Source organism: Rhizobium oryziradicis (assembly GCF_001939045.1).
GTDB classification, from domain to species: domain Bacteria; phylum Pseudomonadota; class Alphaproteobacteria; order Rhizobiales; family Rhizobiaceae; genus Allorhizobium; species Allorhizobium oryziradicis.
The window spans coordinates 102,987-119,934 of record NZ_MKIM01000022.1 but is presented as its reverse complement, the minus strand read 5'-3'; the positions used below and the strand labels follow the sequence as shown (position 1 = coordinate 119,934).

The 16,948-nt window shown below is 54.1% G+C and carries 14 protein-coding genes; 3 read left to right on the top strand and 11 right to left on the bottom strand.

All coding sequences use genetic code 11. The annotated features are described in order from the left end of the window. Positions 1-3 precede the first annotated feature (3 nt). The 5 genes from BJF95_RS04375 to guaB all read right to left on the bottom strand — a co-directional run bounded on the left by BJF95_RS04375 (position 4) and on the right by guaB (position 6,428). Positions 4-1,044, bottom strand: coding sequence for a LacI family DNA-binding transcriptional regulator (locus tag BJF95_RS04375; protein ID WP_075638243.1), 1,041 nt, complete (start codon positions 1,042-1,044; stop codon positions 4-6). A 342-nt stretch (positions 1,045-1,386) separates the two neighbouring features. Then, positions 1,387-2,517 (bottom strand): DUF3734 domain-containing protein, encoded by a 1,131-nt coding sequence (locus BJF95_RS04370; RefSeq protein WP_075638242.1) that lies wholly within the window; start codon positions 2,515-2,517, stop codon positions 1,387-1,389. Between the two features lie 188 nt (positions 2,518-2,705). Continuing rightward, a complete protein-coding gene (gene adhP / locus BJF95_RS04365) occupies positions 2,706-3,734 on the bottom strand; it encodes an alcohol dehydrogenase AdhP (RefSeq protein ID WP_075638241.1) in 1,029 nt (342 codons plus the stop codon). A gap of 227 nt (positions 3,735-3,961) precedes the next feature. Then, the gene (locus tag BJF95_RS04360; protein WP_075638240.1) at positions 3,962-4,837 is read right to left on the bottom strand and encodes a dienelactone hydrolase family protein; all 876 of its coding nucleotides are present in this window, start codon (positions 4,835-4,837) and stop codon (positions 3,962-3,964) included. Positions 4,838-4,937: 100 nt separating this feature from the next. After that, positions 4,938-6,428, bottom strand: coding sequence for an IMP dehydrogenase (gene guaB / locus BJF95_RS04355; RefSeq protein WP_075638239.1), 1,491 nt, complete (start codon positions 6,426-6,428; stop codon positions 4,938-4,940). Positions 6,429-6,876: 448 nt separating this feature from the next. Between guaB and BJF95_RS04350 the strand changes: the two genes are divergently transcribed. After that, a complete protein-coding gene (locus tag BJF95_RS04350) occupies positions 6,877-7,530 on the top strand; it encodes a TetR family transcriptional regulator (RefSeq protein ID WP_083638688.1) in 654 nt (217 codons plus the stop codon). 62 nt (positions 7,531-7,592) lie between these two features. On the opposite strand, the gene BJF95_RS04345 is transcribed toward BJF95_RS04350, so the two are convergent. Then, positions 7,593-8,546, bottom strand: a complete 954-nt coding sequence (locus BJF95_RS04345; RefSeq protein WP_075638237.1) for a LysR substrate-binding domain-containing protein — start codon at positions 8,544-8,546, stop codon at positions 7,593-7,595. 204 nt (positions 8,547-8,750) lie between these two features. On the opposite strand from BJF95_RS04345, the gene BJF95_RS04340 reads away from it, so the two are divergent. After that, entirely contained in the window at positions 8,751-9,044 is a 294-nt protein-coding gene (locus BJF95_RS04340) for a DUF1127 domain-containing protein (RefSeq protein ID WP_245297229.1), read from the top strand. A 159-nt stretch (positions 9,045-9,203) separates the two neighbouring features. Here the strand turns inward: BJF95_RS04340 and BJF95_RS04335 are convergent, their stop codons facing one another. The 5 genes from BJF95_RS04335 to BJF95_RS04315 all read right to left on the bottom strand — a co-directional run bounded on the left by BJF95_RS04335 (position 9,204) and on the right by BJF95_RS04315 (position 14,992). Further along, the gene (locus BJF95_RS04335; protein WP_075638235.1) at positions 9,204-10,088 is read right to left on the bottom strand and encodes a DUF937 domain-containing protein; all 885 of its coding nucleotides are present in this window, start codon (positions 10,086-10,088) and stop codon (positions 9,204-9,206) included. A gap of 238 nt (positions 10,089-10,326) precedes the next feature. Further along, entirely contained in the window at positions 10,327-11,700 is a 1,374-nt protein-coding gene (locus BJF95_RS04330) for a glutamate--cysteine ligase (protein ID WP_075638234.1), read from the bottom strand. A 315-nt stretch (positions 11,701-12,015) separates the two neighbouring features. Further along, a complete protein-coding gene (locus BJF95_RS04325) occupies positions 12,016-12,753 on the bottom strand; it encodes a 16S rRNA (uracil(1498)-N(3))-methyltransferase (protein ID WP_075638233.1) in 738 nt (245 codons plus the stop codon). A gap of 31 nt (positions 12,754-12,784) precedes the next feature. Continuing rightward, entirely contained in the window at positions 12,785-14,290 is a 1,506-nt protein-coding gene (locus tag BJF95_RS04320) for an inorganic phosphate transporter (RefSeq protein ID WP_075638232.1), read from the bottom strand. A 192-nt stretch (positions 14,291-14,482) separates the two neighbouring features. Next, complete coding sequence (locus tag BJF95_RS04315) at positions 14,483-14,992, bottom strand: NUDIX hydrolase (protein WP_175577195.1); 510 nt, start codon at positions 14,990-14,992, stop codon at positions 14,483-14,485. Between the two features lie 541 nt (positions 14,993-15,533). Between BJF95_RS04315 and BJF95_RS04310 the strand changes: the two genes are divergently transcribed. After that, entirely contained in the window at positions 15,534-16,943 is a 1,410-nt protein-coding gene (locus BJF95_RS04310) for a DUF6880 family protein (protein ID WP_075638231.1), read from the top strand. The last annotated feature ends 5 nt before the right edge of the window (positions 16,944-16,948 follow it).

Below are 16,948 nucleotides of genomic sequence, written 5' to 3'. Positions count from 1 at the left end.
TGATCAAGCGCGGGGTGGCGCAACGCTGCCCCGCAAAACCAGTTTACAACCCAATTCCAGCCGATGCGCCGGACGCAAAATGTCATTGGCAATCACCCGCTGCTCCATCAGGCCGATGGCCGCGGCGCCCAGGCGTGCGCTTGGCAGTTGCACGGTGGATAGCGGCGGCACGCTGAATTCTGCCGGCATAATATCATCGCAGCCGAGCACCGATATATCGTCAGGAACACGGATGCCTGCGTCACTGAGCGCTTTCAGGCAGCCAAGGGCCAGATTGTCGGCGGCGCAGAAAATGGCGGTTGCACCCTTCAAGGTGTGATCTTTTTCCAGCAGAGCCTTTATCGCTTTTTCGCCTTCCTCCGGCTCAAAGCTTGCCGCCTCAACCACCATATCGGTGGGCGCTGGCAGATTGGCGGCCAAAAACGCATCCATATACCCATCCTGACGGCGGCGAATGGTGGTGCGGCCCGGCCAGGTCAAATGCAGAATGCGGCGGTGCCCCAGCGATAGGAGATGCTCAGTCGCCTGCCGCGCCCCAAAGCGGTTGCCTGCCGTGACCGTGTCCAGCAACATGGCAGGGTCTTCACCGTTGATAATCACGGTGGGTATGGGCAAATGCGCAAGGCTTTTGATCAGTTCCGGGCGATCATCGTTCAAGATAACAATGCCATCCACTTTTTCGGTCTGCGACAAACGCTTGATCTCGTTTGCGTCAATGCGGTTTCCGGGGCTGATAGACGGAACAATGCGAATGGCCCGGCGCTCGCATTCCTGCCGCAAACCGTTCAATATGGTCCAACTGACCATATTCAGATCGCTCTGCGGAGCAGCATCGCCGGTTACGGCCAGCACAATGGCCCGTAAGCTGGCAATCGAGGCCTTGTTGCGCCGCTTTTCAAGGTAGCCAAGACGCTGCGCGCAGGAAAGCACCCGGTCTCGCACTTCGTTGGTCAAGGGGGCTGTGCCATTCAAGGCGTGGGAAGCGGTGCTCAAAGAGACGCCAGCTTCCTGAGCAACCTCGCGCAAACCAATTTTTGTCTTCACGCATTCTCCTCGCACGCTATAGTATCGGATCGGAAATCGATTGCCGTTTTTCGCTCCGATGCCGCAACATCATGCTAAAAATCGAAAGCGATGCAAGGCGCATATGAGATTTAAGCTCTTTCGGCGTCTTTTGTGCGCTTGTGAAAACGCACGGCGCTTTGTGCTATAAATCCTTATTGCCGCATCGAATGATCCGAAAATTGGCTCTCAAGCGTCGGCCGATGTTTTATCTTCACAGCATAGTTTGTCATAAACTGTTATTAATCCATACAAAACACTGTGAAGATTTTAAAACGTCATGAGGAGATCACCATTTCTATTGGCTATGCGCTTGCTGTTTGATCAGGATTTTACATTTAATCTGCGTTCGCGCGTCAAGTCGAAGATCTGAACGCCATCTTTGGGCTGGCTGCGATTGCGCCACTTCGGATGCTTAAGCGTGTAGGACACATCATCATAACCCGCCTGCCAATGTTCGGTCACGGATTTGCGGGAGAACTCGGCGTCCATGGAATGGGTGGCATGGGCGGCACGGCGATGGATGAGATGCACAATGGTGACATCATATTCATGGCCAATGGAGCGCAGAATTTTGGCGTCTTCGTCATCTTTGAATTCTGCTGGCAGTTTGTCCAAAAGCCGTTTTGCGGCACGCCGAACAATCTGCCTTTTGGCAAATTCATCGGTGTTCATGCGGGTTCGGCTGGAAAAACGAATTTCCTTGGTGCGGCTTTCGACTTCGAACTGGTCTTTGGGCATATCACCGCGCGCGCTGAACAGGTCGACCTGAAAAATATCCAGATCTCGCTCGCTGCCGTTATTGTCCAGCACATATTGCAAAGGTGTGTTGGACACCAGTCCACCATCCCAATAGAAGCGACCACCAATTTCCACCGGCGGAAAGCCCGGAGGCAAGGCCCCGGAAGCCGCGATATGACGAACATCGATCCGGGTATGGCGGCTGTCGAAATAGGCGAAATTGCCTGTCTGGACCTCCACCGCGCCAAGGCTGAGGCGGGTTGAGCCATCATTGATCAGCTTGAAATCGATCAATTCATTGAGCGATTTCATCAACGGTTCGGTGTCGTAATAGCTGATCTGTGCTGACGGGTTGAACAGCCATTGATAAGGCGTGTGTAGACGCGGCGAGAAAAATCCGGGAATGCCGAACATTGCCCCGATCGTTGCCGACATGTCGTTGGTGGCCCGGCGGATTGGTGTTTCTTGCTGGCCGAAATCGAATGTCAGGCTGGAGGACACCATATCCCAAAAGGTTTTGAGATTTTCCACGCGCTTTTCATGCGGGCTGCCAGCAATAATTGCAGAATTGATGGAGCCGATGGATATGCCAGCCAACCAGTCGGGCGCAACATCATGGTTGTGCAGCGCCTCATAGGCACCTGCCTGATAAGCGCCCAGCGCTCCGCCACCTTGAAACACAAAAATACGATCTGTTGCAGAATTCGTGGTCATGTCTGACATAAGCCTCAACATCCGTGCCGTTTATTGCAATGCGACAACAATAGCCAGATGTGGTCAGGGGCGCTACCGTTTAAACGGCAGGGTGGTGCACGAAGGCGTGACAATGTGTAATTCAACAAACACCGCGCGTTTTATCAACGCGCGATGCTATTGTGATGTGATGATTGAGCGGCTTCGCTTTAGCTTGCGAGATCCAGAACGATACGTCCATCAATCTTGCCTTCTTTCATGCGATCAAAGATGGCGTTGATGTTTTCGATCTTGTCCCAGGAGAAATGGGCCGCGACCTTGCCTTCTCCGGCAAAAACCAGCGATTCCTCAAGGTCTTGCCGCGTGCCGACAATCGATCCACGCACGGTGATGCGCTTGAGAACGGTGTCAAACACCGGAAGCGAAATGAAGCCGGGCGGCAGGCCCACCAGCGCCATGGTGCCCTTCGAGCGCAAGAAGCCATAGGCCTGTTCCATCGCTTTTGGCGAAACAGCCGTGACCAACGCGCCATGCACGCCGCCGGTGGCTTTTTGCACCTGCGCAATGGCATCGGAATCGCGGCCATTGACAATTACATCCGCGCCGAGCTTTTTTGCCAAAGCCAGTTTGTCGTCAAAAATATCGGCGGCAACCACATGCATGCCCATGGCTTTTGCATATTGCACGGCCATATGGCCAAGGCCGCCGATGCCCGAAATCACAACCCATTCACCGGGCCGCACTTCGGTTTCTTTCAAGCCTTTATAGACGGTCACTCCGGCGCACAAAACCGGAGCGGCCGGGCCAAACGCCAGATTGTCTGGCAAACGACCGACATAATCGGGATCGGCAAGACCGTATTCGGCAAAGGTGCCATTGACAGAATATCCGGTGTTTTGCTGCGATCCGCACAGGGTCTCCCAGCCTGTGCGGCAGGGCGTGCAGCAGCCACAGGCGGTGTGCAGCCATGGCACGCCAATGCGATCACCTTCTTTAATGCGGGTGACGCCCGCGCCAAGCTTTGCCACAAAGCCAACGCCCTCATGGCCGGGAATGAAAGGCGGCGTGGGCTTGACCGGCCAATCGCCTTCAATGGCGTGAAGATCGGTGTGGCAAACACCCGTTGCTTCATATTTGACCAAAATCTGGCCGGGGCCGGGCTCGGGGATGGGCATTTCTTCGATGTTCAAAGGTTTGCCAAATTCCCGCAAAACGGCGGCTTTCATCATTGATGCCATGATTTCCTCCAAAGAAATCTATTTCGTCACAATAGAACATCGGACCGAAAAGCGAGGTCAACCCGATGCTCTCAGTTTTTGTGTAGGCATCGGATTGATCTGAAAACCGGTTCTCACTTTTCAGCCGATGCTCTACCCTGCGTGGTGATCCTCGCAGGGGCCTTGGAGTGAATCTAACGGATGATGCGGCGTTCCCTTTTGATTGAAGTCAACTGTTCGACAATTGCTCAATCCAGATGTTTTTTGAGAAAGCCCAGTGTGCGGGACCAGGCAAGATCCGCCGCTTCTTTGTTATAGCGCGCAGCCGATGTATCATTGTTGAAAGCGTGATTGACGCCCGCATAGATGAAAATTTCAGGCTTTTGACTATTGGCTTCCAAAGCAGCCTTATAGGCATCAATGCCAGCATTGATGCGCTCATCCAGTCCGGCATAATGCAACATCAGCGGTGACTTGATGCTGGCCACCTGTTCGGCCTTGGGCTGCATACCATAATAGGCAACGCCAGCCCCCAGTTTGGGCGAGGCCACGGCCAATTGATTGACCAGGCCGCCACCCCAGCAGAAGCCAACGGCCCCGATCTTGCCATTGGTGTATTTCAGCGCGCTTAAGTATGCCCGGCTGGCTTCAGCATTTTTGATCGTCGTCGCCATATCCAGTTTGGGAAACATCTCGCGGGCCGCATCTTCATTCTCAGGCGTGCCGCCCAGCGGTGAGAGAAAATCGGGGGCAAGGGCCACAAAACCCTCCAATGCCAGACGCCTTGCGACATCCTCGATATGCGGGTTCAGGCCACGGTTTTCATGGATGACAATCACCCCCGGCAAGGGATTGCTGGCCGCTTTCGGTATCACCAGATAGCCCTTCATGGTGCCGCCCGCGCCAGGATAGGTCACCATTTTGATTTTCAGGCGCTCATCATTGTCGGCGGTCAGCGCAGCACTCGCCTTGCTGGCGGCCAGCATGGGCATAATGGCGGCAGCAGCAGCACCGGAGCCTGCCAGCTTGCTGAGTTTTTCCATGAACCCTCTGCGGTCGAGGGTAAGATGCGTATACTCATCATAGGCATCAATCATGGCCTGCGTGATGTTCTGCTTATCCATGGTCTTCCTCCTCGTTGTTTGAAGAAGACATAGAAAACCCGGATCGGCAGACAATGTCGATCCGGGTTTTTATTTTTCACGGTGCTGTGACAGATGGATATTATGCCGCGCCGGGGTAGTTCGGGCTTTCGCGGGTAATGGTCACACCATGCGGATGGCTTTCACGAAGACCTGCACCGGAAATGCGCACAAAGGTGGCCTTTTCCTGAAAGTCGAGAATGTCCTTGCCGCCAACATAGCCCATGGCCGCTTTGAGGCCGCCAGCCAATTGATGCAGCACGGCAGACACCGGACCTTTATACGGCACCTGACCTTCAATGCCTTCTGGCACCAATTTCAAGGTGTCGCGCACTTCGGCCTGGAAGTAGCGATCCGCAGAGCCGCGCGCCATGGCACCGACAGACCCCATGCCGCGATAGGCCTTGAAGGAGCGTCCCTGATAGAGGAACACTTCGCCTGGGCTTTCATCTGTGCCAGCCAAAAGCGAGCCAACCATGACGGCAGAGGCACCTGCGGCAATGGCCTTGGCCAAATCGCCGGAGAATTTCACGCCGCCATCGGCAATCACCGGGATGCCGTGCTTGTTGGCTTCTTCCACCGCTGCCATGATGGCGGCCAGCTGTGGCACGCCCACGCCGGCAACAATGCGGGTGGTGCAAATGGAGCCAGGGCCAATACCGACCTTGATGCCGTCTGCGCCTGCATCAATCAGGGCGAGGGTGCCTGCACCCGTCGCGACATTGCCCGCAATGACGCGCACATTACCGGAAAGCTTTTTAACGGCTGTCACGGCATCCAGAACGCGCTGGGAATGGCCATGGGCGGTGTCTACCACAATCACGTCCACGCCTGCATCAATCAGACGTTCTGCGCGCTCAATGCCATCTTCACCAGTCGAAATGGCGGCCGCGGCGCGAAGGCGGCCTTGTGCATCCTTGGCAGCATGCGGGTTCAGCTGGGTCTTTTCAATGTCCTTGACGGTGATCAGACCAACGCAACGACCGTCATTGTCGACCACCAGCAGCTTTTCAATGCGATTGGTGTGCAACAGGCGCTTGGCCTCTTGCTGATCAACACCGTCTTTGACCGTGATGAGATTGTCTTTGGTCATCAAGTCGCTGATTTTCTGGGAATGGTCGGAGGCGAAGCGCACATCACGATTGGTCAAAATGCCAACCAGACGGCCCGGACGGCTGCCATTTTCCACCACAGGAATGCCGGAGATGCGGTGCGTTTTCATCAGTGACAGCGCTTCAGCCAGTGTGGCTTCAGGATTGATGGTCACGGGGTTGATCACCATGCCGCTTTCGAACTTCTTGACCTGACGAACCTCCTCGGCCTGTTCGATCGGGGTCAGGTTGCGGTGGATAACGCCAAGACCGCCGGACTGTGCCATGGCGATCGCCAAACGGCTTTCCGTTACCGTATCCATCGCAGAAGACAGAATCGGCAGAGACAGCTCGATATCCTTGGCGATGCGGGTGGAGATATTTGTCTGTCCTGGCATCACTTCAGAATGCCCGGGCTGCAAGAGGACATCGTCAAAAGTAAGCGCTTCTGCGCCGGTTGCCGATATTACGATGCGTGCCATGCCAATTTCCTTCGTGTGAATAGACAGAGTCCACCGGGAGACGATTGATCCACCGGTTTGCTTCTGCATGAAATGCTTGGAAGTTGGCGAGGGCTGGTAACACGTTCATGACAAGAAGGGAATAGCAAAAGAAACAGTTGTGCAAGATCGCAAAAATCGCAACACCGCTTGCGCGTTTGCTCCGCAAGTGGCGGATGTGCTGATCATGATCATACGTCTCAACGAAATCGATGGTCAGGCTGTGTATAACTTTTGCAGCGCTTTCTCTTAAAATTGCATGGTTTTGTTTTGAATTGAAACGGTTTGAGCCAAAGTGGGACGTGTTACCCCATGGCTTTTTCAATGAGTTTACTACTTCGCATTAATCAAAACTGAACGCCCTTCCGTTAGAGCCGTTTGTTGTGTTCCACATGATGTGGAGCGAATCCTGCAAGTCTATGACGGGACAATGACGGCTATGAAGCTGCCCAACGAAGAGTCGCGAATTAACCCGCGCAAACAACCAAAGCAGAAGCGTAGTATCAAGCGCTTTGAAACGATATTGGAGTCAGCTGAAACACTTATCGTTGCGCATGGTGTTGCACAGATGAAGATGACGGACATTGCTGCCCATGCTGGCGTGCCCGTTGGTTCTGTCTATCAATTCTTCCCGGAAAAAGCCGCCATTCTCAAGGCCATTTTGGACCTCCGTCTCAAGGCGGTCATGCAAGGTATTAAAGCCAGATTAAAGGATGTACGCAGCGAAGCCGACGCGCGCGCCAGAGTCATTGATTTGATCGAGGATGGAGCACAGATTCACCTTCATAATCCGCTATGCCGAGAATTATGGATGGCAACCTCTGTTGATCCCGATTTGGCACAGTTGCAATACCAAGCCCATGAGGATTTGGGCGCGTTTGCCTTCAATGTGCTGGGACCATTTGTTGGTGAACGCGAAAGTGCCTGTGAGCGCGACCGTTTTGTGCTCGCCTCGCTGCTCACCGGCTCTGTGCTCCGGTGTCTGGCCGATGGCAATGAGCGGGCAGGGGCACTGCTGGATGAATGGAAAAAGCTGGTCTGCGACATCGTTCTGTCGCCAGCCAAGTCAGCCTCCAAAGAATGAAGCGACGACCGAGGCTAGCATGGTCTCGGCTACATCAGCATTTGTGCCAATTGTTGCCGATCTTACCACCCAGGAATCATATGTCCTGGTCGTAAGCGCGGAAACTGACGGCCGAAGCTTTTTGCATCCGTATCCAGATCATCTTCGTGGGGGGTGGGCGTCATGTTGTCCAGGCATGCAGCGATGTGATCGCTGATGGCGTTCATCAGGGATGGCGAGAGGCCGGGGCGTTTCATGATGCCGATTTGCACCGGCGGCAGGGGCGGGAAGCCATCGGCCTGCGTCAGCACTTTCATGCCGCCGCGAAGCGCCGACTCGGGCATGATCGAAACTGCAAGTCCTGCCAGAACAGCGGCGGCAACCACGGTGGAAGACCAACTGGTGAACAGCACTTGATAGTCCCGTCCATCCGCATCCAGCGCCGAGCAGGCAAGCTGGCGCCAGTTGCAATCCCGCCTGCCCACAGCAAGCGGCACGGGCGCGCCTTCCTTGAGAGCGTGATTGGCAGAGCCAACCCAGCAAAGGGGCTCGGTGCGCACCACATCGGAGTGCCGCGCCACGGGATTGTGGGTGACAAGGGCAATATCCAACTCGCCGCGCCCCATTTTTTCAGCAAGGCTGACAGAGGGTTCGCAAACAATATAAAGCTCGACATTGGGATGGGTCTTGGCAAAGCGGCCAATGATTTCCGGCATATACCTGTCGGCGTAATCGTCTGGCGTGCCAATGCGCAATGTGCCTTCCAGCCGGTTGTCGTCAAAGGCCGCCATGGCTTCGCTATTGAGACGAATAATGCGTCGCGCATAATTCAGCAGCTTGTCGCCTTCCGCAGAAAGCCGGTTTCCCCGCCCGTCCTTGATGAACAATTGTTTGCCAATGCGCTCTTCCAGCCTGCGCATCTGCATGGATACGGCAGATTGTGTCTTAAAGACCCGCGCTGCGGCTTTGGTAAAGCTGCCGGTGTCAATAATGGCGACGAATGTCTGGAGCTGGTCAATATCAAGGGGCGCGGACATGGTTCACATTCCATCAGAAGGATTGATGATTATCATTAGAAACATTCGTTGGACTGATCAATAAAAATTTGGCATTTCTCCCCTTGTAAACGATCAATCGGTCTGGCCGCTCATGGCCTTCCCCTCAACGCTTTCCCCATCGCTGTACGTCTGATTGTTCAGGCTGGCGGCTTTTCTCGTGCCAAACGCAAAAGGATGATGACCATGCGCACGACCTTTGAAATGACCCACCGTACATTTGCCGATGTTGGCATGGCTTTTGGAGCCATCCTTCGCAAGTATGCACAGCAGGTCAAGGCGGTCGTTCGTATCTGGAGCAATCGCCAAGCGGCCATGCGGCTTGCAGAGATGGATGATTATCTGCTGAATGACCTTGGCCTGACCCGCTCAGATGTCAAACATGCCTTGGGCAGCGGTGCCTATATGGCAGACCCATCCATCACGCTGGCGCGCCATGCGAAGGCGAGACGGTCTGGCTCGGAGCTTTCTCTCGGATAATGTCGCATTGCGACGTCTTTTGTTTTCGCATCGGTTATTTCCGAAAACCGGTTCCCCGCCTCGGGCCGACGCTGGAATGTTTCAAATCCCCGCAGGGAGTTATGCCAATAATCCCTGCTTTTGCCCGGTAACAGCCGCCTGTTGCCGGGCCTTTTTATATCAGGCTTCGCTCTTATCGGCTTTCTCGACTGTTGATTCCGTTTTGCTATCGATTGTGTAGGTATCGAAGATTTTTTCCATGCTCTTTTGGTAGTTCTTTTGAACTTCCAAGCCGCTATCAAACATGGTGTTGATCATATCGGATACGGTTTTTTTTGCCTCTGGCTCAGGCTCCGCTGCGGCTTGTGCCTCAGGTGTGGTGCCAAAAGAGGTGTTGAGCATATCCTGCCAGGCTTTGGTGTAAGGATTGTCTAAAAACGGATTTGCGCTGGCTTGTGGCTTTGGCGCAGGCTTTGCCTGTGCTAATCCCATCATGTCTTTCCAGGCATTGATGAATGGATTGTCAAAGGGATCGGCGGATGGTTTTGGCGCAGGCTTCGGCGCAAAGCCTGTTGCCTCCAGCCATTGCTGAACCATCGGCGCAATGGGCGTGACCGTAAATGGATTGGTGTTTGCCCCCATTTGGCCCAGGCCCTGCTTCATCAATCCGCCCATGATGGTGTCGGCCATGGTGGGCAGCATGCTTTTGAGAATGTCCTGACCAATGCCTGTAACTTGTGCTGCCTGCGCGGCAATGGCCTTTGAAACCTCTTTCGAGCCAAACAATTGTTGCAACACCTCATTGCCGTCAGCCACGCCCTGTGGCGTGAAGGCTTTGCTGAGGTCTTCAAAATATTGTCCGTAATTGCCGGACGATATGGCTGAAAACAGCCCTGATAAATCGTAGGGGTTTGTGGCGGTGCGCTTTAATCCGGAAGAAAAAGCCGGGGTCAACGCGGCCAACGCCTGCGCGACCTGCTCTTGCGCCAGGCCAAATTGTTTGGCCATCGAGTCCATGGCCGCCCCGTTTTGTGCTCTCAGCATCATTTCAAACAGTGTCATCATCAGCGTTCATTCCCCTCGCGCACAGGCTTTTTACAAAACACCTGAAAGCGATAGAAGCCTGAGGTGGGTGATGCATAAAGCGGTTATGTTGCACCGACCAGTGCCCATTCTATCAGGCGCATAGTGTCGCCATCGAACAGTATAACGGGAAAAATGCGCCTGCAAATGGCTTTTTCCCGTTATAGCAGGGGTTTCTCATAAATATGGGTCATATACCTGACAAAACCGGAGCGTGTGATCAATATTGGTAGGCGGAAAACACCGGATCGACCGATTTGTTCCATTGATGCTCGTAGCTTTCCAGCATGGCTTGCGCAACGGTGCAGCCGGTTTGCGCAATGGTATCGAGCGGATCGAGATAGAGCGATTCGTCCTGCCCTGCAGCATTCAGGCGCGCCCGCGCTTTCAGGCCAGCCCTTGAAATTTTCAACGCCTCCCGCACGATATCCAAGGCAGTATGACCCTTGATTTTTGCGTTCAACCCTTCGGTTGGAACGGCATCACGCAAGGCTGTAACGGATTGCAGATCCCAGTCTGCGGTCAGTGCGTCTGTGGCCGCCAGGGCCTGCTCATCATAGAGCAAACCAACCCAGAAGGCTGACAATGCGCTGATATGGCTTTTCGGGCCGCAGTCCGCACCGCGCATTTCCAGAAAGCGCTTGAGACGCACATCGGGGAAAAGAGTGCCGAGATGGTTGGTCCAGTCGCCCAGTGTGGGCTGCCATTGGGCAATCTCACCCTTGAGTGCGCCATTCATGAACTGTCGGAAGGTGACGTGGGTACAGTCGTGATAACGGCCATCGCGCACCACGAAATACATCGGCACATCCAAAGCCCATGTGGCGTAATCGACAAATGTAAAATCAGGCTGGAACACAAACGGCAAAAGCCCGGCACGGCCATTGTCGGTATCGCGCCAGATCTCGCCACGCCAGGATTGCATGCCGTTTGGCTTGCCCTCGGTGAAGGGCGATGCGGCAAACAGCGCGGTGGCGATGGATTGCAGCTTGGTGGAGACGCGCATTTTTACGCGCATGTCGGCTTCAGAGGAGAAGTCGAGATTAACCTGAATGGTCGAGCTGCGATACATCATGTCGAGCCCGTTTTTGCCAACTCTTGGCATGTAGCGGGTCATGATCTCATAGCGGGATTTGGGCATTTTGGGTGTCTGCGCAAGGCTCCACAGCGGGCTGCCGCCCATGCCCAGAAAACGAATGCCCATGGGTTCGGCAATCTGTTGCAAGACGTTGAGATGATGCGCAGTCTCAGCCTCGGTTTCGTGCAGGGTTTCAAGGGCCGCCCCCGAAAGCTCGAACTGCCCACCCGGCTCGATTGAAATCGCGCCTTCACCGCTGCCGCCTGCAAGCCCGATGATGTTGGGGCCATCCATGATCGGCTCCCAGCCCAGCTTTTCCTGCATGCCGGTCAAAAGCGCATGGATGCTGGCCTCACCGAAATAGGGAACCGGAGTGTGATCGGCCATGAAAAACCCGAATTTTTCATGCTCGGTGCCCAGGCGAAAGGCCGATTTTGGCTTTGCACCCTGTGCCATATAATCGGCCAGTTCCTCAACAGAGGTCAAAGGTGTGTCATCAGTGGTATCACGGGCCATGGAGACGACCTTATTTTGTCTATTTCGGTTCACTGCGCAATTGCGGCGATCTGTGCGTCTCACAGTGGCGCGTGCAGCGGGTTTTGTGTTTTGCAACGCATTAGAGTCTGTCAGGTTCAGATTGAACCAGACAGTCTCTAAACGTCTTTGTTTGAATTTGTCTCATCGGGAAAACCGGGTTCCACTTTTCCCTGACAAACTCTAGATACGGCAATCCGGTCTGGGTGATAGGGCGGAATCCGGCTGTTGCGCAAGCAAATTTTGCGATTTTGGCGTTCAGTTTTATTGAACAAAGGTCTAGGCGTTGTATCACCCTTATTTCCAGTCACCCGCAGATGCCTGCACAACGGCAAGCGCGGCCACGGCTGCCGTATCGGCGCGCAAAATGCGGGGTCCAAGCGGAATGGCGGTGACAAAAGCAAGCGAGCGCAGCAGGGCACGCTCTTCATCGGAAAACCCACCCTCGGGGCCGACCAGCAGTGCCAATTGCTTTTCTGCAATTGCTTGCAAGATCATCATCGGATTGTTGGTCGCGCTGTCTTCATCACAAAAAATAATTCTCCGTTCTGGCGACCAGCGCTCCAGCAGATCTTTGAGTTTCACAGGTGCGCGGACCTCCGGCAGGGCCAGAATGCCGCATTGCTCTGCCGCTTCCAGCGCATTGGCTTGCAGGCGTTCCAAACTGCCAATCTTGCCTTGAACATGCTGGGTCATCACCGGCTGCAAGGTGCCTGCACCCATTTCCACCGCTTTTTGCACCAGATAATCCATGCGCCCGACCTTGAGCGGAGCAAACAGAAACACAAGGTCGCTTGGTTCTGGTTGTGGGCGGGCTTGCTCAAGGGGAGTGAGTAGAATGCGCTTGCGGGTCGGAAAGGTTAGGCTTGCCTGCCACTCGCCATCGCGGCCGTTAAACAACAGCACGCTTGTGCCATCTGCCATGCGCAACACATTGGCAAGATAGTTAAACTGCTCCGGTGTGGTTTCAATGGCAGTGTTTTGGCTCAGGTCTGCGTGTACGTGCAATCTCTGCATCCGATAATTTGCCCGCATGGCAATGCCTCATTCTCTTGTCGTCTTGCGTTCAGCCAATCAGCGCGAACATAGCGCGATACACCATGGCTGCAAGCCCGGCTGAAACCGGCAGCGTTACGGCCCATGCGCCCATGATGGTCAAAATATGGGAGCGGCGCACCAGACGGCGGCGCTTTTGCTCATCAACATTGACGGCTTTGGGCTTTTTCACCTGCCATTCGGAGGATTTCATGTGCAGATACTCCATCCGACGGCGCGAATTGTTGTTATACCACTCACGAAAAAATCCAACGCCAAACACTGCGCCAATGGCAATATGGGTGGAGCTGACCGGCAGGCCCAGCGATGATGCGGTAATCACCGTGACGGCCGACGACATGGAAACACAATAGGCACGCATCGGATTCAGCTTGGTGATCTTGCTGCCCACAAGCTTGATCAGGCGCGGGCCAAACAACAAGAGACCAATGGAAATGCCAAATGCACCAATGACCAATACCCAGAAGGGAACAGAGGCCACATTTTGCACATCGGTCTGGCGAATGGTGTGAATAATGCCGGTGAGCGGTCCAATGGCATTGGAGACGTCATTGGCACCATGGGCAAAGGACAGCAAAGCGGCAGAACCGATCAACGGCAAACGAAACAATTTGCGCAATGATTGATTGCGATTTTCCAGCCCTTCCGCCTGGCGCGACAACAGCGGCATGCTGCCAAGCCAGGCTGCACAGCCCGTTGCGAGTCCCAGCAAAATTGCAGAATGGGAGACGGCGCTAAATCCTTGACCGACGGCTTTCACGCTCAAATAACAGGTGAAACAGCCCATCATCAGGCCATTCAGCACCGGCACCCAGCGCTTTGCAGCCTCAATCTTATTGGGACGATACACGATAAATTCGTAGATCAGATAGAGAATCCCTGCAGCAATCAATGCGCCAAGGATGGGAGAGATCATCCAGCCCAAGGTTATATTGATGATCACCTGCCAATTGATGGCCGAGGAGCCAACGGCGGCTGCTGCTGCCCCAAGCACCCCTCCGACAATCGAGTGGGTTGTCGAAATGGGCGCATTCAGCCACGTCGCAACATTGATCCAAAGGGCTGCGGCCAGCAGTGCTGCCATCATGATTCCGATGAAAATCTGCGGCTCTGGTAGATAAGCCGGCGAGACAATGCCGGTGGCAATGGTGGTGGTAACACGCCCGCCAGCAATAAAGGCACCTGCGACTTCAAAGGCTGCCGCCATTACCAAGGCCCAGCGCATGGATATGGCTCTCGCACCCACGGCGGCACCAACATTGTTGGTCACGTCATTGGCACCAATGTTCATGGCCATATAGGCGGCCAGCGCCGAGGCTGCGACGACAATGCCCGCCTGCGCATGGTTCTGAGTAAAGCCGAGACCGAGGATGCCCGCGACAATCAGAAAGATAAGAGCGACGCCAAGAGGCGCAATCTTTCGGCTCACCTGTTGGCCTGCCTGCTCCAGAAAGGTCAGGCGGTCCAGGTCTTTATCGAGCGTCTTTTGGGCGCGTTTTGGGGTCGGATTGTTCATGCTGGAGAAAATGGCTCGTTGAAATAATGCAGGAAGTGTGCCGCATAATATCCTGAACCCTGTGCGATCCAGAGACGAATTATACAGCAGGTGGGATGCAACACCGCCTTCGACGATTAAAACCGCAAAGCGCTGTCGCCGTGGCTGGTAACACTTTGTGCCGCGCGGCTGATGATAACAAAAAGGCGCGATTCAGAGAGTGGCTTGACCAGCTTTGGCTGCATTTCGTTTACGCGAAAGCGACAGCAAATGGAACAAACGTTTCAATTGTGGCTCTCGGACCCGATCGGCGGCCTCTTCGCAGCTGACCCATTCCAAGGTACGGGTGCCTTTTTCCGGATAATTCTCCAGCAACTCGTTGACGCGCAGCAGATAGACCTTGACCTCGCAAGGCACTTTCAAGCCCCCGGGCATGGCTTTGTCATAGCTGAAGGAGCCGAAACAGTCCTTTTCAGCTCTGCCTTTGACGCCAGCTTCCTCGTAAGCCTCGCGTTCTGCCACCGCGTGGGATTTTTTTGAGCCCATGGGCCAGCCTTTTGGAATGACCCAACGGCCCGTGTCGCGGCTGGTGATCAGCAATACCTCAATATCAGAGCTGTTGCCGTCAGAGACTGGCCGATAGCATATCGCGCCGAATTGCTGCTTCGGCGGTCGCCGGAACATTAATTCCAATTCGGACAAGATACGGTTCAGCACGGCCAAAAAACAAATCTCCTACTTTCAAGAATCATAATATAACCAATCCTTGCACAAATAGCGCGCGGATTCTTGGTTGTTGACGCCAATGTTTGACGTTTGTTGAAGAGCCAGCCAGGCTGAATCTTATGATGTCAACCGATGGTTTGGCCTGGATTTTACTGCATAATTTTCGCCTTAAATCGGCATCGATTTAAGGCGAAAATTATGCAGTAGATTAAAAGTGTTACAGCGTCCTTTGTGCACCATATATGGCGCACGGCGCTGTAATGTTGGCAGCCTCTGTGCGAACACCGGGCGTCACATGCTGCAAGCAGTGCGCCGAGGGTGTGGCACATTTTGATCCGATATACTAATTTGCAAAAAATTCACGTTAAAAATTGGCTCACACACGAATTTAGACGTTTCATCTATCAAGGTTTCGTGATCGTTATCTCAGTTTTCCGGTGCATCCTCTCTGTTTTCTTTGGGCTTTGTGGGAATTTCGCTTTAAAAGGCCCGAAACAGGCATGCTGACAGGCTTCACGGGCATTTGAGGGAGAATGGGATGGCAAAGAAGGCGGTTGTCAAATTTGACAAGAAAGGGCTGTCCAGTCTCGGCGCTGAGAAATTGGCAGAGATTTTGCTGGAAGAAGCCGCTGCCAACAAGCCATTGAAGATACGGTTGCAGGCAGCCATTGCTGGCGAAGGCGGCTCTGCAAAAATCTGCGCCATGCTCGACAAGCGCCTGGACCAGATCGAAAAATCGACATCCCGCATTACGGCTGCCAAATCCCGGGACATGGCTGTGGAGTTGAGCGGTATGGTGCGCACCATCCATGCCGAACTGGGCAGTGTAGACCGCTTGGCAGCCTCTGAGCGAATGTTGCGGCTGGTGGCAATGCAACTCTTATTGCTCCATCGGCTCTATGATCGCAGTGTGAAGCTGGAAAAGTTCTTTGATCAGGCCAATGAGGCTGCGGTGTCGCTGGTCTCGGACTTGGACCCCGCACAGCAGATTGCCCTTGTGCCGACGATTGAAAAAATGCGCAGTGCTGATCTCTCAAGTGAGCAGGATGACTTTTTTACCCGGCTGATGACCGGGCTGAGCGTTGAGGCCGCAGAGGACTGGAAGGCATTTTTGCAAAAAGTGCCTGCGAAAAACCGAACCTATCCATCGGCCCTTGGGCTTTTGCAGCTTCTGGCGCAAAAGCAGGGTGATTTCAAAAGAATGAGCGCTCTGGAAGACCTCAAGCCAGAGATGTTTCAAAACTCTCTGCAAATGGCGCAACTTTTGTTTGATGCCGGGCAGTTTGAAGACGCTTTGATTTGGGCGAGGCGCAAGCCCAAGGGCATGCATATGGTATATGTCGGCGGTATTCGTGCCGCTGCCGGGCCCGAATATGGTGCGCGTGAGCGAAAACTGCTGGAGACCGAGATTCTCGACCGGCTCAAGCGGCGCGATGAAGCGCAAAAGCTGCGCTGGGATATTTTTTGTGAGAGTTTCGATGTTGATATGCTGCGTCAATATCTCTCAAAACTCGATGATTTTGCCGAGTTCGATGAGATGGACAAGGCGATCGCGCTGGTGCTGGCAGATAAGAACATCAACAAAGCTTTGCTGTTTTTGGTGCAATGGCCAAAGCTTGATCTGGCCGCGCAATATATTATCGACCACGCAAAAGAATGGGATGGTCGTTATTATGAAATGCTCTCGGATGTGTCTTTGGCTTTGCGTGACGATTATCCGATTGCGGCAACCGTGCTTGATCGCGCATTGCTAAACGATATTCTCAACCGCAATCTGTCGCCCGCCTATGAATTTGCGGCTCGGTGTCTAGCGGGGTTGGAAGAGATGTCGTCTCGGATTTCGGCTGAGACCTCGCTGCCAAGCCATGTGCAATTCATGCAAGGGTTGCGCAGCAAACATGCACGAAAATATTCGTTCTGGATGCTGGTGCCGCATGAGCTTCGCTAGAGTTT